Here is a 19845-nt window from a genome sequence, read left to right as displayed (position 1 = left end):
ACTAATATATTGATAATATTGGATAAAATATGTAGTATTTTTGCGTCATTTGTCACCGTATTTTCAAATATTACGAGAGAGAGGTGGATCTATGTCGTTTTTTGATTCGAAAGTTCGTTCTGCTATATTTGTATCTGCTGCAGCAACAAGTGCTATATTTGTCGCACCTAATCTAGCAGAAGCTTCGTTTGGTGATCAGACGCTAAGAATTGGAATGGAAAGCCCTGATGTCAAAGAGCTTCAAGAACTGCTTAAAGAGAAAGGCTATTTTCAATTTCACACTGCAACTGGTTATTTCGGAGAGATTACGAGAGAGGCCGTACGTGATTTTCAACGTTCTAATGACCTAACAGTTGATGGAATCGTTGGCCCGCAGACTTTTGGTGCATTAAATGAAAATGCTATAAAGAAAAAACAAGCAAATGAGCCGAAAACAAAAAATGAAACCACTGAAAGTACATCAACTGATACATACAACGGAGAACCTATTAGAAATGCAAACCAAGTTTTACGACAAGGAGCTAGGGGAGAGGACGTTGTACGTCTTCAACTATATTTGAAAAAAGCTGGCTTCTTTGATCATCATGAAGCGACTGGATACTATGGGAACGTAACAGAAAAAGCAGTACGACGTTTTCAACAAGCTCGAGGTTTAACGATAGACGGGCTAGCAGGTCCACAAACGCTTACGAAAGTGAATAAAGAAATAAAGGACACGGGGGCTAGTAAAGAAGAGTCGTCTAGTAATTCAAATTCATCATCCTCCAGTTCAACCTCTAGTAATCAAGTAGACCTTTCAAATGTCATTTTACGTGAAGGTTCTCGTGGCGAAAATGTTAAGACACTACAAACGAGATTAAAAGATTTAGGCTACTATAACGGTAATATTTCTGGTACCTATGGCGCACAAACAGTAGAAGCAGTACGCGAGCTCCAACGCCAAACAAACATAAATATTGATGGCATTTTTGGCCCGCAAACTTTTGCTCAGTTAGAAAAAAATCTACCAAAAGAAACTGAGTCTTCATCATCATCTTCAGACTCTGGAGAGTCGTCTAGCGATACGCTACTAAAAAAAGGCTCTCGCGGGGAGTCAGTCAAAGAGCTGCAACATATGCTGAAAGCAATTGGTCACTTCAAACAAGAGCCCACAGGTTATTTTGGCCCGATCACGAAGGATGCATTAGTGGCTTTTCAAAAAGATTGGGGATTGAATTCAGATGGGACTGTTACAAAGTCGACATGGGAGAAACTGGAAGAAATTGCTTCCATCCATATGGAAGAACCTCAAGTATCAGCTGAAAAATCATTTAATACATTGAACGTAATAGCTGATGCAGCTGATTTAGTCGGCGTTCCTTACCTTTGGGGTGGTACGACACAAACGGGATTTGATTGTAGTGGATTCGTACAATATGTTTTCAAGAAAAATGGAGTGAATCTCCCTAGAACCGTTGCTGAACAATGGAATGCTACGAAATCTGTATCAAAACCACAAGTAGGGGATATCGTCTACTTTGAAACATACCGGCCAGGTCCTTCCCACAACGGTATCTATATTGGTAATAACCAGTTCATTCATAGCGGTTCATCAACTGGTGTAACCATCGCAAGTTTAAATAATAGCTACTGGGGTCCGAGGTACCTCGGCGCTAGAAGCCTGAAATAACCTTCGATGCTAGAACCCTTTATGCTCGCACGATGCATGAAGGGTTTTTCTTTTTGATGTTTACATCACTTTTTAACCATTACTCGTACATCATGTCAAAAACCGTAACTTAAATAAACGTTTGTTTAACTTTTTTTCGACAACGGTAGACTATTTTTCAGGAAATTCCGTCTCGATTAGCATCCTTCGCATTTGTAAGGTGTCAAATAAAAAAGAAGAAGGGAGCACTTGAAACGGCTTCCTTCTTCTGATGCGGCTTCCAATTTTACCACCAAGGGCGATGATGACCCCAAGGGATCCACAAAGGTCTTGGTCTCCATGGGTGCCAGTGGTGATGATGATGCCCGTGATGCCAAGGATGGTGGTGACCATGATGATGGTGGTGTGGATGGTGCCAGTGGTGACCATGGTGATGGTGGTGATGGTATGGATGATGCCATTGGTGATGCTGACCATGATGGTGATAACTAGGGTCAAAATGCTGTCTATAATCATCATGCTGGAAACTTTGGTCCATTTGGTCGTGCGTACGATCGTAATACATAAAATCCCCACTTTCTATAGTTGATAGTACATATTATTAAACGGACGTCCAGTATGAGCTTTTCTACATTAGAAATGGGCTACGCTTAGTTTTTGAAGGTGTCACTTTACAGAAACGACGAATAGGGAGGGGAAATAAAATAAAAGTGTTAGACGGGAATGAAATAGCTGTATTAAGGTTGATGATAGTAAAAGATGCTTTTTGAGAGGGTGATTAGATGGAGAAAGTAAGAGAACCATTTAAAGTTGCAGCAATCCAATTTAACCCGAAGTTAAATCGCCGCAACACGAATATACGTGCACTAATGAAGGTTGTCCGTGAAGCGGCGGAAAGTGGAGCAAAGTTGATTGTCACACCAGAAATGGCAACGACTGGTTACCATTACCTTGATCGTTCATCAATCTCCGCTTATGTTGATACGATCCCTGGGATTACAACGGCTCAGTTTGCTCAGATCGCCAAAGAGTACAATACACACATTGTCATCGGTATGGCTGAGCACGATTTAGAGAGTGGCCTCTATTACAACTCGGCAGCTCTCGTCGGACCAGAAGGCTACATCGGAAAGTATCGCAAAATCCACCAATGGGTAGAAAATTATTGGTCCTGTTGGGGGGATATCGGCTGTCCTGTTTATGAAACCGAGATAGGGAATATCGCGATGATCATTTGCCAGGACTCTACGTACTTTGAATCGGCAAGACTTGCTGCTGTAAATGGTGCTGATATTCTATGCTTCCCGACGAATTCGTCAGGCGCATCAATCTCTCTTTTACAGCACTGGGCAGAAATGAATGGACTATATGTCGTCAGTGCAAATCGTTCTGATACAGAAGAAGACTTCCATATGGTCGGCTTAAGTGCAATCTGGTCCCCATCAGGAAAAAAATTAGCGGAAGCGCCATATTTAAAAGCAAATGATGAGACAAAAGATGAATCAAGAATCGTTGAGGCAGAGGTTGATCCAACGCAATATGATAACCTCGCAAAGGACCGAATCCTTGAGCGTCGTATGGAAACGTATAAAGACTTAATGCTTTTCTTAGGTCCGTGGGATTACACGAAAAATACAGAGTCACGCCATGTTCATGCGGCTGCTATTCAATATGAACCAGTGATTAGTGATAAAGAGGCCAATTTAGAGAAGGTAAAACAACTCGTCAAAGAAAAAGTCGATCAAGGAGTAAACCTCATCGTTTTACCTGAACTGTCATTAATCGGTCCAATTGAGACAACGAAAACAGAGGGCATCATTCCTTATGCAGAAACTGATGATGGACCATCGATCGGCGAAATGAAACAACTTGCCCGTGAATCAGAAGCTTACTTCGTTTTTGGCTTCGTCGAAAAAGAAGCACCGAACTATTATAATACGGCGATCTTAATCAGTCCTGAAGGAGAAGTAATCGGCAAACACCGAAAAATCCACTTAAACGAGTGGGATGAGCCATGGGCAACACCAGGAACGCAAATTTCCGTCACCCCTGTAAACGGCTTTGGCCGAATCGGGTTGATGATTGGCTACGATGCCGTATTCCCAGAAGTAGCAGGTGTTCTTACCGTGAAACGTGCCGATATGATCTGTATTCCGACAAACTGGAGCGGTGAGTATGGTACAGAAATTGCAATAAATCAGAAAGTGTATCCGAAGCCATATCCTGAAGGCTCCATGACGACGTGGGATGCCGTAGCAAAGGGTGCTCAATCTTACACGATCGTTGCTAACTTTGTTGGTACAGAGCGAGGGTTTAAAGGGCGAAGCGCGATCTACAACCTTGATCAAAATTATTTAAACGACCAAACGGTCATTGCATCAGAAACGAACGAGGAAGTTCTGATGAACGACTTCAAAACGATGAAAACTGACTGGTGGCTCGATCAAGAAAAACTCATTTTAACGCGTCGAACAGGGTCCTACAAACCACTCGTCACAAGAGTTCCACCATTTTTATAACGGACAAGGGCGAACTTTAACAGTTCGCTCTTTTTGCTCAAAAGAACTTTTCACAGTTTTATAATTTGATTTTCTTGTTAAAACTAGAGCTAGAAAAGAATAGGAGGAAATTGAATGATGAAACAAAAACGTGAAGTCGGTACTTTCATTGTAAGAATCGCTTTAGGAATCATCTTCTTTGTACACGGGTTTGTAAAAACACAGGAAGGGCTCACGAATATAGCAATCTCCTTTGAAGGAATGGGCGTCCCTGGTTTTGTCGCATATGGGGTTGCCTTCCTTGAACTGTTTGGAGGAGTCGCTTTAATCCTCGGCTTTGGGACAAAAATCGTATCTGTCTTTTTTGCCTTGTTAATGGTAGGAGCAATCGTGTCGGTGAAATTTAGCGCAGGATTCATTAACGGTTATGCTTATGATATCGCATTAATGGTCATGGCAATAAACCTTGTGTTACACGGCAGCAAATTCCTATCAATCGACCAACATCTATCAAAAAACAGCACCGACGAAAAAGTGGAAAAAGCAGTCGTACATTCGTAAATAAAGTAGAAAAAGCTGATTGAATTGTTCAATCAGCTTTTTCTTTGAATGCATTTCAGCAAGTTGCTTGTATTCTGCATAGAGTTGCCAGTATTTTTACTGAAGTTGCTCGTATCCTGCATAGAGTTGCTAGTACTTTTACTGAAGTTGCTCGTATTCTGCATAGAGTTGCCAGTATTTTACTAAAGTTGCTCGTATTCTGCATAGAGTTGCCAGTATTTTTACTGAAGTTGCTCGTATTCTGCATAGAGTTGCTAGTATTTTTACTGAAGTTGCTCGTATTCTGCATAGAGTTGCCAGTATTTTTACTAAAGTTGCTCGTATTAGCATAGAGTTGCCAGTATTTTTACTGAAGTTGCTCGTATTAGCATAGAGTTGCTAGTATTTTTACTGAAGTTGCTCGTATTCTGCATAGAGTTGCCAGTATTTTTACTGAAGTTGCTCGTATTAGCATAAAGTTGCTAGTATTTTTACTGAAGTTGCTCGTATTAGCATAGAGTTGCTAGTATTTTTACTGAAGTTGCTCGTATTCTGCATAGAGTTGCTAGTATTTTTCCCCTCGATGATTGAGTCCTACAAAAATAAGTCTGACTCACGTGACCCGGACTCAAATATGGCGGACTCAATTCATGCATAAATGAACGAAATAACGAATATAAAAAACCACAAGATGAATAAACATACAAAATGTGTATCCAAAATACCTACCTACCACATCTCGAATTACCTAGAAAAATGAGTTATAATTACCATAAAGTAGAATATAAGGAGACCATACATGGATATCGACGCACTACTATTAAACTTTCTATTCATCCTACTACCAATCTTTTTAACATATATGGTTTTTTCATTGAAGCCAGATCTTCATCGTCATTTGAAAACGACGATTATCACGATATTTTCTTCACTTTCAATCATCATGTGTATGAATTACTCCATACAGTTGGTAGAAGGCTTTTATTATGATTTACGTGTTCTTCCCTTTACGCTCACACTTCTATATGCAGGGCATCGCGTTGGTTTTTTCGTATTGATCATTACAGCCGTTTACCGTTTTTCCATAGGTGGCGACGGTTTTGTTGTAACCGTCATTTTATTTTTAGCACTGTTTGCTGGAACAGCATTACTTGTGAAAAAATTTGAGCAATCGTCTTTAAAAGGAAGGCTTTTCATCCCTCCTTTCATCATCGTTCTCTTTCAGCTAGCTGTAGTCTTTAATTACAAATACATCTTTCAACACGATTTTCATTTTACGTTTGGCGAATGGGTCACAATCTTTTCCATCAATATTTTAGGGATGTTATTTGTTACATATATTATTGAACTACTAATGAAAATTACGAAAATCCAAGAAGAGCTCGTGAAAACAGAGAAGCTAAAAGTCGTCAGTGAACTAGCTGCAAGCGTATCACATGAAATTAAAAATCCACTTACGGTCACACGGAGCATAATTCAGCTCGTCATGAATCAAAAGGATAAAATACCAGAAGAAAAACAACAATATTATTTTGAAGTTGCAATCGAAGAACTCGAACGAGCAAATCGAATGTTAACTGATTATATGACACTCTCAAAACCACAGGTTGATCGGATTGAACCAATTGACTTATCACAAGAAGTAATAAAAACCATCCACTTGATAACCCCGTTAGCAAAGATGAAAGGGATTTACGTCAAAATGTCCGTTGAAAAATCAGGGATTATCCAAGGCGACAAAGCAAAGCTTCACCAGTGTCTTCTTAACCTCATGAAAAACGGTATCGAAGCGATGGAAGAAGGGGGAACTTTGCAAGTTGAAACATGGAGTAAGCAAAGTGACTGTAATATTAAAATAAAAGATAATGGTACAGGTATGAATGAAGCCGAATTGAAACGTCTAGGTACCCCATATTACTCAACGAAGGATGGTGGAACAGGCCTCGGCATGGTGGTTGTCTATAGCCTCGTGAAAATTATGGAAGGGTCAATCGATATCCAAAGCAGACCTAGTGAAGGAACAAACGTTGTTTTATCATTTCCGACAATTATCAGAACGAGATAATATTTATAAGGGGGCAGTCATGTACAAAGTCATCTTATTTGACGGAGAATGTAACTTCTGCGACCACAGCGTACAATTCATCATTAAACGAGACAAACGGGCGGTATTCAAGTTCGCATCCTTGCAAAGCGAGAGCGGTCAGAAAATGTTACGCAACTATCGCATCCCTGAAAACCTCGATAGCCTCGTTGTGATTGACGGTAACCGGTGGTACACGAAATCGTCCGCTGCTCTAAACATATGTAAACATTTAAGTGGCGGATGGAAACTCTTTTACATCTTCACCCTTATCCCAAAGCCGATTCGCGACTTCTTTTATACGATCTTCGCAAAAAATAGGTACAAATGGTTCGGCAAAAAAGAAAGCTGCACTTTACCGTCACCTGAAATAAGGAAACGATTTTTGTAAGGGGAGCACCTTTTCCGTATGGGGAGGGTGTTTTTTCATAGTTATGAAATTGAGAGTGAGGAAAAATAAGGTGGGGAGTAGGCGGATAGTGGGTTGTTGGTCTCGCGGTGATGGTGTGGTTGTCTGACGTCGTAAAAACTTTGGAGGGCTCTCATTTTCTTAAGTTTTGAACCCTACAAAATCGAAGCAGGTTCACGAGAAGCAGCTTCAAATTTGTAGGGTTCAATACATGAATAAACGAGCGTATAACCATCTAGCCCCACTAAAAAAGACCAAAGCCAAACGCTTTGGTCCATCCGCCCACCTACTTAATTTTTTACGACATCTGCTAACAGCTCATATGATCGAATACGTTCGGCTTGATCAAAAACGTGCGTATTCACGATCATTTCATCGGCCCCAGTTTCAACGAGGAACTCCTCTAGTTTTTCCTTCACAACAGAAGGACTCCCTGCGACAGAATAGTGAAGCATCTTTTGCACGAGCGATTCTTCATAAGGACTCCATAATTCATCCATATTTTCTACGGGCGGTTGCAATTGCCCATTTTTACCTCGAATGATATTTAAAAAGGCTTGTTCTTGTGACGTTGCGAGCCACTTCGCTTTTTCATCGGAGTCAGCGGCGATCACGTTCACTGCGATCATTGCATGGGGTTTGTCTAGCACCTCGGAAGGCTGGAAGCTCTCACGATAAAGCTTCAGCGCAGGTAGTAAATAATCAGGTGCAAAGTGACTAGCAAGTGAAAACGGAAGGCCAAGTTTTCCTGCGAGCTGCGCACTAAAGCCGCTTGAGCCTAACAACCAAACGGGTACGTCTAACCCTTCACCTGGGATCGCTCGTACCTTGCTTGGTGAAGTAGGGCGGAAAAACTCTTGTAATTCAGTTAACTGTTGCGGGAACTCGCTCCCATCGGTTTTTGCATTCCGTCTGAGTGCTCGAGCTGTCTGCTGATCGGTCCCTGGGGCGCGCCCTAACCCTAAATCGATCCGGCCTGGATACATGGACTCGAGTGTTCCGAATTGCTCGGCAATCACAAGTGGAGCGTGGTTGGGCAGCATGATTCCACCTGAGCCAACACGGATCTTTGACGTTCCGCCAGCGATGTACCCGATTACGACAGATGTCGCAGAACTCGCAATTCCTGGCATGCTGTGATGCTCGGCTAACCAAAAACGGTTGTACCCGAGCTCCTCTGCACGCTGAGCGAGCTTCAAGCTATTATCAAAAGAATCAGCAGCCGTGCTACCTTCTAAAATAGGCGCTAAATCCAAAATCGAAAAATCTATATCCGAAAGGCGTTTACTTTGAGCCATCGAGATAACCTCCTTATATATCATTAATATTCATGATGACAATAATGATTATGTAAAATCTTAGCATGTTGATCACTTCCATTGCATGAAATATGCTTTGTTAAGAAGGTGAGGCGCAGTTACAGGAGGGGGTTACGAGCAGCTTTTGTTGGAATACAAGCAACTCAGGTGAGAATACGAGCAACTATTGTTGGAATACAAGCACTCGGGAAAGAATACAGGCAACATTCTGTGGAATACGAGCAACTCGGGTAAAAATACAGGCAACTCGGGTAAGAATACAAGCAACTTTCTGTGGAATACGAGCAACTCTAGTGTGAATACAAGCAACTTCTTATATGAAACGACACGTAGCGAGAAACGGTAAGTGTTTTTATTTAACTCATTTTTCCAAATGCGGTAGAATAAATTTGTAATAAGGACGAAGTGTCCACACACAATCATGTCAGAGAGAGAAACTTACTAGGGGGATTTCAATGCGAAAGAGGCTTTCTTTCATTTTTTATGTAATTATAACAGTTGCCTTCGTTGCCGCATGTTCAGATGAAAAACAAGTAAATCCAGAAGATACTATAAATGATTACATCACGGCCTGGGAAAATCAGAACTATGAGGCGATGGAGGATGCGTTGAGCGAAGACTCACAAGATGAATATGATTGGGAGTTTAGAGAGCGTTTTGAAAAAATTCATGGAGATTTAGGAATCGAAGCGATTGATGTCCATTTTGAGTCGATTAATTTTGAGGAGGAAGAAATCGACTTAGATGAAATTGATACACTCAATTACGATGCGAATGTTCAGATGAAGTCAAGACTTGGGGACATATCCTACTCTACGAATATCACACTTTTGAAAACGGTTCAAACGATCGAAGACGAGGAAGTCGATGTTTGGAAAATTGAGTGGCACCCATCGCATTTATTTATTGGTCTCCAAGAAAATAATGATCAAATCCACATTTCAACGGAATCGCCGGAACGTGGGACGATTTATGACCGCAATGGCCAAGAACTCGCAGTGAATGGTGAAATTTATGAAGCAGGCTTTGTCCCTGAGCGATTGGACGATTTTGATGAAGCAACAAAAATGTTTGCGGAAATTTTGAACCTCAATATCGATACCGTTCGCGATCTCGCCGACAATTATCCCGACAATCCTGATTGGTTCGCACCCGTTCAGCAACTGTCATTAACAGACCCAAGAACGGAACAATTACTGGAAATCCCAGGTGTTCTACTTAACCGTAAGGAAGGGCGTGAATATCCGTACGGAGAGGAATTCGCTCATCTCATTGGTTATATCGGTCCAATTACCGCGGAAGAACTAGAGGAACGTGAAGGTGAACAGTATGAAACCCATTCTGTTATCGGAAAAAGAGGATTAGAAATCGTCCTCGAAGAACAGTTACGCGGGAAGCCTGGGGTGACGGTTACCGTTTTCGACAATGAAGGAAACACAAGAGATATCATTATTAAAGAAGATCCCGTTCATGGAGAAGACATTACGTTGACGGTTGATGCGCACCTGCAACGTCAGCTCGCTGAAACACTCAGTAATAATGCAGGAGCAGGTGTCGTCATGAATCCATCTACCGGCGAAGTGCTTGCTCTTGCTAGTTTACCTGCTTACGACTCAAACCTTCGTTATTTGCGACTACCTGACCCAAGAGCAGAAGACATCGATGATTCGAACACGTTACTGACACGAAGGTTTCAACAAGCATACTCACCTGGCTCTGTTTTTAAACCATTTACAGCAGCCGCAGGACTTGAGGAAGGCACCTTGGATCCTGGTGAAACGATCCATATCGATGGCAAACAGTGGCAAGCTGATGAAAGCTGGGGGAACTACCGGGTGACGCGTGTTAATGAACATGTCAATGAAGTCAATTTTAAAACAGCGATGGAGTACTCGGACAACATTTACTTTGCCCAGCAAGCGTTAGCACTCGGTGTTGAGCAATTGGAAGCATGGGCGGAGCGTTTCGGATTCGGCAAACCGATGCCATTTGGTTTTCCGATGTACGCTTCAACGCTTACAAATGACGGAATCACTTCTGATGTCCTTCTAGCTGACACAGGCTACGGCCAAGGACAAGTGCAGATGCCCCCCGTCCATTTAGCAAGTCTTTATACGATGTTTGTTAATGACGGAAACATCCCACAGCCACGCTTATTTGACGATGAGAGCGAAGAAATGTGGAAAGAAAATCTTATCTCAGAAGAAACGGCAACGACCGTATTAAACAGTCTCATTGCCGTCGTGGAAGACCGAAACGGAACCGCCTTTCGTGAAAACTTAGGTCATACCCGCAATCTAGCAGGAAAAACGGGCACAGCCGAGCTCAAACAATCACAAGACGATGATGATTCCAATGAAGAACTCGGCTGGTACGTTGCTCTCGATTATGAAGAGGAAGACCTCCTCGTCACAGTGGTGGTTGAAAATGTGGAAAATAAAGGAGGTAGCGGCTACGTCGTCGACCTCGTCAATGAATTTATAGGAAATTTAGAATAAAAGAAATGCCTGGTCCATCTCGGAACCAGGCTTTTTCAGTATGTGCGAATAGCTACGACGAACTTTTTATTGGAATACGAGCAACTTTTGTTAGAATACGAACAACTTTTGTTAGAATACGAACAACTTTTTATTGGAATACGAGCAACTTTTGTTAGAATACGAGCAACTTTTGTAAGAATACGAGCAACTTTTGTTAGAATACGAACAACTTTTGTTAGGATACTGGCAACTTTTGTTAGGATACTGGCAACTTTGGTAAGGATACGAGCAACTATCTACGAAATACAAGCAACTTCCGTTCAAATACAAGCAACTTTCTACGAAATACAAGCAACTTCAATGAATTTGTTCACCGATAGAATAACTATAAGACAAAAAAAGCTTAAAGATGATCAAATCTTTAAGCTTTTTTCTTATAAGTATGTTTAGTAGTTTATATATAGGGGGATAGTAGTTACATATAAAGTTGTAAACTTGAGTATATGTGTGTTTCATTTTGTTATTTGTACAATTTTCAAAGAAAAATTTTAGTTAATACGTCCTGCACCTAAGTAACGTTGGTTCCAGTAAGACTGGCTTAGGTTTGAAATTGTTACACCAGTGGATGTACCTGCATGGATGAAGTCACCGTTACCAAGGTAAATTCCCGCATGAGATGGTCCTGAAGTGTACGTTTCAAAGAAGACTAAGTCACCTTTTTGCGGTGAAGACACACTTGAGCTTGCACTATGGATTCCAGAAACAGTTCTTGGAATGTCGACACCATTTTGGCTGAATACATATCCTAAGAATCCACTGCAGTCAAAACCAGAAGGTGATGTTCCTCCCCATGAGTACGGTGTTCCGATTAAATCCTTAGCAGTGGACTCAAGACCGGATGCTAGATTAGTAGACGAGCTAGAGTCAGAGCTAGAACTACTGCTTGAACTACTAGAAATGTTCGTTTCGTTAGACTCTCTGCTAACGCCATTATTTAATGCTCCAAACGTTTGAGGGCCAGCAATGCCATCAACGCCGATTCCTGCTGCGCGTTGGAAATCTCGGACACCTGCAATCGTTTTTGGCCCATAAATACCAGACGATCCAGCACTAAACCCTCGATCTCTCAATGCGTCTTGCAGTGCACGTACATGACTGCCGCGCATGCCGTTTCTCAATGTCGTTTCGAATGTAACGGAACTACTTGAGTTGGAAGCAGTTGAACTAGAGCTACTTGAACTAGAGCCGTTCGAGCTTGTCCCACTTACTTCAAGAGCTCCAAATGTTTGAGGTCCCACAATACCATCGACTTGGATTCCTGCTGAGCGTTGAAAATCACGAACAGCACTTCGAGTAATTTCCCCAAAAAAACCTGTCGATGTGTGGAAGGTAAAGTGGCCCTTGTCTCTCAAAACCTCCTGCAATTCGACAACATCATTGTGACGCATTCCTTCACGCAAAGTTTGATCTCCGAGTGCTGCCTCAGAAATGCTAGGTAAGATAAACAAACTACCCGCCAACGTAACGCTTAATACAACTTTTTTCATAAACTTTCCTCTCCCCTTAATTCTTCTCTAAGTTGTTACAACAATAGTGTATATAAATCTAGCAAATGTAACAATAGTCTCAGCTGATACGTCATTAAATATTAAACGCCCTGTAATATTTGTAATCTTTTGGTGAAAAAACAAAATCTTGGGCAAATGGGAAACATATTCCTCCAATTATTTATCTCTTCCATTTCAGTCATGTCATAAAATCCCATCATTTGTAAAAAACTAATGATAATGATTGGAAAAAAGGAGAACATGACATGCCCGAGTTTAAGTATAAACAGTTAATTCAAGCACCTATGGAAGTTTGTTTCGAATTGGCAAGAAATGTTGATATTCATATGCAAATAACAAAAGATCAAGCTGTTTGCGGAGTGACGGAAGGCCTTTTGGAAGAAGGGGACAATGTAACCTGGGAGGTACAACATTTTGGGATAAAACAAAGACTGACAGCAATGGTTTCATTTATGGACAGCCCTCATAAACTCGTTATCATGGTTCGCGGCACCTTCCAAACCTATACGCATATACGAGAGTTTTTTGAAGTGTCGGATGGCACTATGATGGTCGGCATGCTCGAATACCGATCCCCATTCGGACTAGTTGGCATACTCGCCGACAAGCTGTTTTTGGAAAGATATATGCAGACACTCATCAAATCACGCGCGAAAACATTTAAAAAAATAGCTGAGGCGGAAGTATCGCAAAACTTAAAGGGGGATACATCGAGTCAATAGTAGATAGATGTAAGGAGTATGCTCAAACTTTGTTAAGGATACAATCAACTTTGGTGGAAATACAAGCAACCTTGTTGAGGATAAAAGCAACTTGAGTAACAATACTAGTAACTTTAGTTAAAATACGAGCAACTTCAGTTAAAATAAAAGCAACTTTTAGCACAAATATAGTCAACTTGATTCAACACCCATGCATCATGGCAAATGGAAATCTCCGGTCAACACGCACATCATAAAAAACGCGAAACTCCGAGAGTTCCGCGCACTTTTTACACTAAAGGAAAGTATAAATTTTAACAATTAAGCTGACTCTAGGTAGCCAAAATTTTTATGTCTACTAGTGCAACTGAGGCTTTCCCTTCGTAAAAGACTTGGTAATCGCCGCGTTTTCTTTATGGTAACCCATCTAATTGAACCATTTGTTTCTTTTCCAAGTTACGATCGAAGACTTGGATCGAATCGCAATGTTGACAGGCTCTGCCAATTTGTTTATTTGTATGAGGATCTGCATAATACACTTCGTTAAAGCCGCATGCTAAACATTCTACTTCATAAAAAGTAATTCGCTCACCTAAAATAGCATCTAGTACGAGATTAAATGACATGCTTATCACCTCAACGTGTATTTTGTTACTGCTAATTCTATCAGATACATGCGAAAAAGAAGGAGAAACTTGTCGTGTCATCGGTCCTAATCTATCGACGAAAAATGAGCCTAGATGATAGGGCGGTAGGAAAAAAGAGGCAGGGCCTCATCCACTGCTTCTTAACATATTATTCGGATATTTTTTTAATTTTCTGACCGTTTATAAGGTAATTTTTCTCTTTTGTTAGGTTGTTTGTACTTTGGGTAAAGTTGCTCGTATTCGAAGAGAAGTTGCTTGTATTGAATGGGGAGTTGCCAATATTCGAAGGGAGGTTGCTCGTATTGGACGGGGAGTTGCCAGTATTCCAATAAAAGTTGCTCGTATGTGATGAGAAGTCAATTTCACCCGAAAATACGCTCTTTCTACTTCACAAATTCTGCTTCTTTTTATAAAATAAAGGTAGATTTTTCCTCTGCGAGACTCCATCAAAAAACTTAATAAAGGAAGTGTCCACGTTGATTGTTAAACCTCCTTCGTTGCCTCTAGAGATCCGTCGGTTAGAAGCGATCCTCAGTCGATTGGATAGGGCCCACCTTCAATGGGAAGATCTGAACCAAATGTATCAGCGGAAGCTAGCTGGTTTTAGAGGTGAAATTTCGCTTGATTACTATTTGCGCTCACTCCCGAATGACAACTTGATTCTCCATGACCTCAAACTACCGCTAAACGGCCGCCACTTTCAAATTGACATTCTGTTATTAAATCCGAGATACGCGATGATTTATGAAGTGAAAAATATAACTGGGGACCTTTATTTTGAACACATGCACTATCAACTCATTCGTAAGCTCAAACTCGAAGATGAACCGGAAAAAACGGAGGTGTTCCAATGCCCGATAAACCAGGTGAAGAATCTTCAGTGGCAATTAAGTGAATTTTTCCGATCGTACAATATTGATTTTCCGTTACCTATTTGTGGGAAAGTCGTTCTTACGAATAGAAACGCCGCTATAAAAAGTGACCAGGATGATAAGACCGTCAACGACTTTGTTACTCGTAGCTGGAATATCCTCTATCAATTGCGGACTTTGGACAAGAGCTATTCAAGAAAAACCCCGGTTGGAGATTTACATAATATAGCCAGTCACTTAATAAAAGAACATGATCCTTGGCTTTCAGATTTTGAGCAAACCCCTGTTCCCCTTGATGACCTTTCAATCGGAATCCGCTGCCTCAAATGCGGGTATCTCCCGTTAAGTCGTGATTACGGCACCTTTTATTGTCAAAAATGCAATAAAAAATCAAAGGATGTTTATGAAGAGACATTAGTAGATTTCGGGTTATTAAAATCGACATCTATCACTAAACGTGAATTTAAAGACTTTGCCGACCTCCATTGCGACTCTCTTGCCTCAAGAAGCCTCCGTCGCTTAAACCTCCCATTTCAAGGAACTTTTAAAAACCGGAAGTACGACTTGAAACAATTTATTATTGAAAAAGCAAAAAACTGGTCACGAAAGAGGTTATTTTAAAGGCGAAGTTGCTTGTATTGGAGGGAGAGTTGCTAGTATTGGAAGGGAAGTTGCCAGTATTCAGCAAGAAGTTGCCAGTATTCAGCAAGAAGTTGCCAGTATTAGGTAGAAAGTTGCTTGTATTTGTATATAAGTTGCCAGTATTATGAAAAAAGTTGCTTGTATTCAAGGTACCTTCGGAACTGCGGTTGCATGAAAAAGCACCTCCCGGAGCGGGAGGTGCGAAGCAAATTCGATTATTTATGCGTCATCGTCTTCGTCGTCATTATCTGTGTTGTTAGCGACTGCTCGCTCTAAATCTAGGTGAGCTTGTAGTTTACCAGAAACGCGCTGACGTTCTTCTTCTGGAACGATATAATACCAAATATTATTAATCCGATCACCGTGGCCATCAATTTCGAGAGTTGTCATTGAATGTCTGGCACTACGGTAGTTGCTTTGAATTTTCATCATTTGCTCAAATGTTAAGTTTGTTGCGATGTTGTTACCCATTGCGTCTAAAATCGACTGTGCTCTTGTTACAGAAGATAAATGGGCACCTTCATCAATAATGGCTGTCATAATTTGGCGCTGACGGTCATTACGGCCTAAGTCACCGCGGCTATCTTGTCTTCTCATACGAGCATATGCGAGCGCTTCTTCGCCTTCTAAAAAGATTTCTCCTTCATCAAATCGGTGACCGCTTTGTGTAAAGGAAAAGGGATTATCGACAGTGACACCGCCTAGTGCGTCAACGATATCTTGGAAGCCATCCATGTTGACTGCCATGAAATAATCAATTGGAATGTCTAAATAATTCTCGACCGTGTCCATTGCCATTTCTGGACCACCGAAAGCATATGCGTGGTTGATTTTGTCGTCAAAGCCGCGTCCGATAATTTCAGTTCTTGTATCTCTAGGAATGCTGAGCATTTTCATTGATTCGTCTTCGGGGTTAACCGTTATGACCATAATCGTGTCGGAACGTCCGCTTTCGACATTACTTGTGTCGACTCCTAATAGTAAAAAGGCGAGTGGCTCTTTTGCTTCTACGTCGACTTCAATTGCACGTTTTGCTGATTTTTCACGTTCAATCGACACGTGCATTTGGTCGTCTACCGTGCTTTGCACAGAGCTGTATAGATGATAGGCATAACCTGCGACAGCTAAAATAAGAACGCCAATAAATGAACCGATAATAATAAGAGCTTTTTTCATCTTTTCTCGTTTCTCCTTTTAATATAAAATAGCCAAATCTGGCCTTTTGTAACTTTCGTCGCCCTTTATAGGAAAATCGTTTCATAAAAACTCAATTGGAAACACTCTCCTAGTTACAAAATTATAAACGATTGATTAAGATTAGTATAGTCATTACGAGAAAGTTTAGCAATCTACAAAAATATTCTATTTTTCTCATTTTTCCACAAAATATTTACATTTATCATTAAATGATATAGCATGAGAAGGTAATGAATGCATGTGATTAGGAGGACAAAATGGAAGAGACGATTAGTTTAAAAGAGATATTTCATACTTTAAAGAAGCGCCTAAAAATAATTATCGTAATAACAGCCGTTGCTGTTGCTGCAAGTGCAATTGTTTCGTATTTTATGCTTACTCCAACCTACCAAAATTCAACGCAATTACTCGTTAACCAATCCAAAGAAGACGGCCAACCTATATCCCAAGGGGACTTACGAACAAATCGAGAGTTAATTAATACGTATAACGTTATTATTACATCTCCACGTATTTTAGAACCAGTTCAAGAAGAGTTAGGCTTGGAACGATCTGTTAGTAATTTAAGAAACCAGGTTAGTGTTAGAAGTGAAGGGGATTCGCAAGTCGTAAGTATTTCTGTTGAAGATACGAACCCTGCAATGGCGGTGCAAATTGCAAATACCGTTGCAACCGTGTTCCAACGTGATATTGTCGACATTATGAGTGTAGATAATGTGTCGATCTTGTCAGCGGCGGAGCTTTCAGAAAATCCAAGTCCAGTTAACCCGAATCCGACATTAAACATGGCGATTGCTTTAGTTGTTGGATTAATGGCGGGGGTAGGACTCGCATTTTTACTTGAGTTCTTAGACAATACGGTGAAAACAGAAGATGATATTGAGGAAAAACTAGGGATTCCAGTATTAGCTGCCGTTTCTACCATTAATGAAGTGAAAGCGGGAAAACTTGGTCCATCAAGAAGTCAATCAAGAACAGGACGTGAGAACTTTGGCGCGTAGAAGAAAAAAACAAGTCGTATCAGATAAACAACGAAACTTAGTCACACACTTTGATAAGAAATCTCCAATTTCAGAGCAATTTCGAACGCTGAGAACGAATATTCAATTTGCCGCGATCGATAAGAAAATCCAAACGATCATGGTTACTTCTTCAACACCTGGAGAAGGGAAATCGACAACGATTTCAAACTTAGCGGTTGTACTCGCGCAACAAGGGAAGAAAGTTCTAATTATTGACTCTGATTTACGTAAACCAACGGTTCACTTTACGTTCCAGCTACCGAACCAAAAAGGGTTAACGACCGTTCTTGCAAAACAGACGGAATTCTTCGATACGGTTCATGAAACAGCGGTTGAGAACTTAGATGTGTTAACATCTGGTCCAGTTCCACCAAATCCGAGTGAATTGCTGGGAACGAAAGCGATGGAAATGTTCATTCAAGAGCTTGAAAAGCATTATGATTACGTATTATTTGATGCACCACCAGTGAATGTTGTAACAGACCCACAGATTTTGTCACGTTTTTGTGATGGAGCGATCTTAGTTGTAAGAAGTGGAAAGACAGAAGAAGATTTTGCAAAAAAGGCCGTTGAATCATTAAATAAGGTTGACGCAAATATTCTAGGTGCTGTGCTAAATGATTGTGATATGAAAGATTCGCAGTACTATTATTATTACGGTGAAAAATAAAAAAGTTCTAGATTCGAGGTAGAAAATACCCAATAAAATGGTATAATGGACTACATTCGGGTGAAATAAGTACTACTTTGGTATTGGTTTCATATAATTACAAAAAAAGAAAGGGGCTCAATCAATGATTGATCTCCACTGTCATATACTACCTGGAGTTGATGATGGGGCACAGACGATGGAAGATGTGCTAGAAATGGCAAAAGTTGCCGAACGAGAAGGGATAACAAGAATCGTGGCAACCCCGCATCATCAAAATGGGAAGTACATCAATGAAAAACAAGGAATTCTTGATAAAGTGAGCGAAGTGAATGCAGAGTTAAAGAAGCAATCGTTTGCTCTTCGTATTCTTCCAGGACAAGAATGTCGTTTATATGGAGAAATTCTCGAAGACTATGATTCTGGCAAAGTGATGACTTTGGCAAACAGTCAGTATTTATTTGTAGAGTTTCCGTCGGCACAAGTCCCAAGATATGCAAAACAAATGCTTTATGATATTCAATTAAAAGGGTTAACGCCGGTGATTGTTCACCCAGAGCGTAACCAAGTTTTTATGAAGAAGCCGGAAATGCTTTATAACTTTGTAAAAGACGGGAGCTTAACACAAGTAACCGCAGGCAGTGTTGCAGGGAAGTTCGGGAAAAAGATTCGAACTTTTTCTCTAGATATGATTGAAGCGAACTTAACACATTTTCTTGCCTCTGATGCACATAACACGACAAACCGTTCTTATCACTTACTCGCAGCTTACGATGACATCGAAGAGGAATTTGGTGAAAGTTTGGTTTATTTTTTTCGTGAGAACGCCGAAATTGTTCTTGAACATGGACATGTGATGATCGAACGTCCGGAAAAAATTCGACAAAAAAAGTTTCTTGGTTTATTATTAAAGGTTTAAAAAACGGGATGCTCTTTGTAAGAAGGGCATCTTCGACTACATATGGAGCAAAAATATGCTGATTTTTAGAAATAGGTAATGTCTCCTTACCTTTATCAATGGAGGCACTCGGCCGTGCTGTGGGATCGTTTGCCCAAGCAAGTCCTTAGGCGCTCTGTCGCCATTGGTACGGTGTGAGGTTAGGTTAAATGCCTTTCCTACATATTTTTGTAGGTGACGTTCGAGAAAATTGGGTAAAAGATTTGGTTGATCTTTATGTCACCCCAATTGAGCTCTTTTTGGGCTAAGGAGAATACATTATATATATTCGCAATGTATGTACCCTATTTGAGGGTGTTTGAACGCGTAACTAAAAAAAGCATATGTCGAATCGTGACGAGTTTTGTTTTTCTTTTCGACAAAAGTATATCATAAGACTTTCACAGAGTGCAAAACTTCTGTTCAATAAGTAGGTTAAATGTATGAGTTTTCATAGAGTTTTGTCGAAAAAGCGTAAAAGTATTTGTGTATTTACAAAAGTGATCGAGAAAGAGTGAAGTAGAATCGAGTGAAAGACTATTAGTTTTATTTTTCACTAGTGCGAAATGACCAAGCCTATATAATGGTTAATAGAATGAAGAATGAAAGTGCGTTCATCAATAGATCACAATA

Annotated in this window: 16 protein-coding genes; 12 read left to right on the top strand and 4 right to left on the bottom strand. The window is 40.6% G+C overall.

From position 1 onward, the window contains the following. Positions 1 to 91: 91 nt before the first annotated feature. The 6 genes from LGQ02_RS19675 to LGQ02_RS19650 all read left to right on the top strand — a co-directional run bounded on the left by LGQ02_RS19675 (position 92) and on the right by LGQ02_RS19650 (position 7160). Positions 92 to 1669: a C40 family peptidase gene (locus LGQ02_RS19675; RefSeq protein WP_226515978.1), complete on the top strand. Its 1578-nt coding sequence runs from the start codon at positions 92 to 94 to the stop codon at positions 1667 to 1669. 318 nt (positions 1670 to 1987) lie between these two features. After that, positions 1988 to 2140, top strand: a complete 153-nt coding sequence (locus tag LGQ02_RS19670; protein WP_226515977.1) for a hypothetical protein — start codon at positions 1988 to 1990, stop codon at positions 2138 to 2140. A 290-nt stretch (positions 2141 to 2430) separates the two neighbouring features. After that, entirely contained in the window at positions 2431 to 4167 is a 1737-nt protein-coding gene (locus LGQ02_RS19665) for a nitrilase-related carbon-nitrogen hydrolase (RefSeq protein ID WP_226515976.1), read from the top strand. A gap of 114 nt (positions 4168 to 4281) precedes the next feature. Further along, positions 4282 to 4707: a DoxX family protein gene (locus LGQ02_RS19660; protein WP_226515975.1), complete on the top strand. Its 426-nt coding sequence runs from the start codon at positions 4282 to 4284 to the stop codon at positions 4705 to 4707. A gap of 778 nt (positions 4708 to 5485) precedes the next feature. After that, entirely contained in the window at positions 5486 to 6751 is a 1266-nt protein-coding gene (locus LGQ02_RS19655; protein WP_226515974.1) for an ATP-binding protein, read from the top strand. A 19-nt stretch (positions 6752 to 6770) separates the two neighbouring features. Next, positions 6771 to 7160 (top strand): thiol-disulfide oxidoreductase DCC family protein, encoded by a 390-nt coding sequence (locus LGQ02_RS19650; protein WP_226515973.1) that lies wholly within the window; start codon positions 6771 to 6773, stop codon positions 7158 to 7160. 308 nt (positions 7161 to 7468) lie between these two features. On the opposite strand, the gene LGQ02_RS19645 is transcribed toward LGQ02_RS19650, so the two are convergent. Continuing rightward, entirely contained in the window at positions 7469 to 8476 is a 1008-nt protein-coding gene (locus LGQ02_RS19645; RefSeq protein ID WP_226515972.1) for an LLM class flavin-dependent oxidoreductase, read from the bottom strand. A 476-nt stretch (positions 8477 to 8952) separates the two neighbouring features. Between LGQ02_RS19645 and LGQ02_RS19640 the strand changes: the two genes are divergently transcribed. Further along, the gene (locus LGQ02_RS19640; RefSeq protein ID WP_226515971.1) at positions 8953 to 10995 is read left to right on the top strand and encodes a penicillin-binding transpeptidase domain-containing protein; all 2043 of its coding nucleotides are present in this window, start codon (positions 8953 to 8955) and stop codon (positions 10993 to 10995) included. A gap of 530 nt (positions 10996 to 11525) precedes the next feature. Here LGQ02_RS19640 and LGQ02_RS19635 read toward each other — a convergent pair. Beyond that, positions 11526 to 12524 (bottom strand): C40 family peptidase, encoded by a 999-nt coding sequence (locus tag LGQ02_RS19635; RefSeq protein WP_226515970.1) that lies wholly within the window; start codon positions 12522 to 12524, stop codon positions 11526 to 11528. 266 nt (positions 12525 to 12790) lie between these two features. On the opposite strand from LGQ02_RS19635, the gene LGQ02_RS19630 reads away from it, so the two are divergent. Next, a complete protein-coding gene (locus tag LGQ02_RS19630) occupies positions 12791 to 13267 on the top strand; it encodes an SRPBCC family protein (RefSeq protein ID WP_226515969.1) in 477 nt (158 codons plus the stop codon). Between the two features lie 392 nt (positions 13268 to 13659). Here LGQ02_RS19630 and LGQ02_RS19625 read toward each other — a convergent pair whose 3' ends face one another. Beyond that, positions 13660 to 13872 (bottom strand): acyltransferase, encoded by a 213-nt coding sequence (locus tag LGQ02_RS19625; protein WP_226515968.1) that lies wholly within the window; start codon positions 13870 to 13872, stop codon positions 13660 to 13662. 497 nt (positions 13873 to 14369) lie between these two features. On the opposite strand from LGQ02_RS19625, the gene LGQ02_RS19620 reads away from it, so the two are divergent. Next, entirely contained in the window at positions 14370 to 15386 is a 1017-nt protein-coding gene (locus tag LGQ02_RS19620; RefSeq protein WP_226515967.1) for a nuclease-related domain-containing protein, read from the top strand. A gap of 240 nt (positions 15387 to 15626) precedes the next feature. Here LGQ02_RS19620 and LGQ02_RS19615 read toward each other — a convergent pair whose 3' ends face one another. Then, complete coding sequence (locus LGQ02_RS19615) at positions 15627 to 16583, bottom strand: LCP family glycopolymer transferase (RefSeq protein WP_226515966.1); 957 nt, start codon at positions 16581 to 16583, stop codon at positions 15627 to 15629. 278 nt (positions 16584 to 16861) lie between these two features. On the opposite strand from LGQ02_RS19615, the gene LGQ02_RS19610 reads away from it, so the two are divergent. The 3 genes from LGQ02_RS19610 (at position 16862) to LGQ02_RS19600 (ending at position 19194) form a co-directional block, all read left to right on the top strand. Continuing rightward, complete coding sequence (locus LGQ02_RS19610) at positions 16862 to 17605, top strand: YveK family protein (RefSeq protein WP_226515965.1); 744 nt, start codon at positions 16862 to 16864, stop codon at positions 17603 to 17605. Then, positions 17595 to 18296 (top strand): CpsD/CapB family tyrosine-protein kinase, encoded by a 702-nt coding sequence (locus LGQ02_RS19605; protein WP_226515964.1) that lies wholly within the window; start codon positions 17595 to 17597, stop codon positions 18294 to 18296. The genes LGQ02_RS19610 and LGQ02_RS19605 overlap by 11 nt, the downstream gene beginning before the upstream one ends. 124 nt (positions 18297 to 18420) lie before the next feature. Continuing rightward, a complete protein-coding gene (locus tag LGQ02_RS19600) occupies positions 18421 to 19194 on the top strand; it encodes a tyrosine-protein phosphatase (RefSeq protein ID WP_226515963.1) in 774 nt (257 codons plus the stop codon). The last annotated feature ends 651 nt before the right edge of the window (positions 19195 to 19845 follow it).

The sequence above is a fragment of the Bacillus shivajii genome (genome assembly GCF_020519665.1).
Lineage (GTDB): Bacteria > Bacillota > Bacilli > Bacillales > Salisediminibacteriaceae > Bacillus_CA > Bacillus_CA shivajii.
The sequence above is the reverse complement of the archived record's forward strand: the minus strand, read 5'-3'. Positions and strand labels throughout refer to the sequence as shown.

Bases quoted from the DNA above. Each gene is read 5' to 3' on its own strand.
- LGQ02_RS19675 (WP_226515978.1), top strand. From the start codon at position 92: ATGTCGTTTTTTGATTCGAAAGTTCGTTCTGCTATATTTGTATCTGCT.
- LGQ02_RS19670 (WP_226515977.1), top strand. From the start codon at position 1,988: ATGGGTGCCAGTGGTGATGATGATGCCCGTGATGCCAAGGATGGTGGT.
- LGQ02_RS19665 (WP_226515976.1), top strand. From the start codon at position 2,431: ATGGAGAAAGTAAGAGAACCATTTAAAGTTGCAGCAATCCAATTTAAC.
- LGQ02_RS19660 (WP_226515975.1), top strand. From the start codon at position 4,282: ATGATGAAACAAAAACGTGAAGTCGGTACTTTCATTGTAAGAATCGCT.
- LGQ02_RS19655 (WP_226515974.1), top strand. From the start codon at position 5,486: ATGGATATCGACGCACTACTATTAAACTTTCTATTCATCCTACTACCA.
- LGQ02_RS19650 (WP_226515973.1), top strand. From the start codon at position 6,771: ATGTACAAAGTCATCTTATTTGACGGAGAATGTAACTTCTGCGACCAC.
- LGQ02_RS19645 (WP_226515972.1), bottom strand. From the start codon at position 8,476: ATGGCTCAAAGTAAACGCCTTTCGGATATAGATTTTTCGATTTTGGAT.
- LGQ02_RS19640 (WP_226515971.1), top strand. From the start codon at position 8,953: ATGCGAAAGAGGCTTTCTTTCATTTTTTATGTAATTATAACAGTTGCC.
- LGQ02_RS19635 (WP_226515970.1), bottom strand. From the start codon at position 12,524: ATGAAAAAAGTTGTATTAAGCGTTACGTTGGCGGGTAGTTTGTTTATC.
- LGQ02_RS19630 (WP_226515969.1), top strand. From the start codon at position 12,791: ATGCCCGAGTTTAAGTATAAACAGTTAATTCAAGCACCTATGGAAGTT.
- LGQ02_RS19625 (WP_226515968.1), bottom strand. From the start codon at position 13,872: ATGTCATTTAATCTCGTACTAGATGCTATTTTAGGTGAGCGAATTACT.
- LGQ02_RS19615 (WP_226515966.1), bottom strand. From the start codon at position 16,583: ATGAAAAAAGCTCTTATTATTATCGGTTCATTTATTGGCGTTCTTATT.
- LGQ02_RS19610 (WP_226515965.1), top strand. From the start codon at position 16,862: ATGGAAGAGACGATTAGTTTAAAAGAGATATTTCATACTTTAAAGAAG.
- LGQ02_RS19600 (WP_226515963.1), top strand. From the start codon at position 18,421: ATGATTGATCTCCACTGTCATATACTACCTGGAGTTGATGATGGGGCA.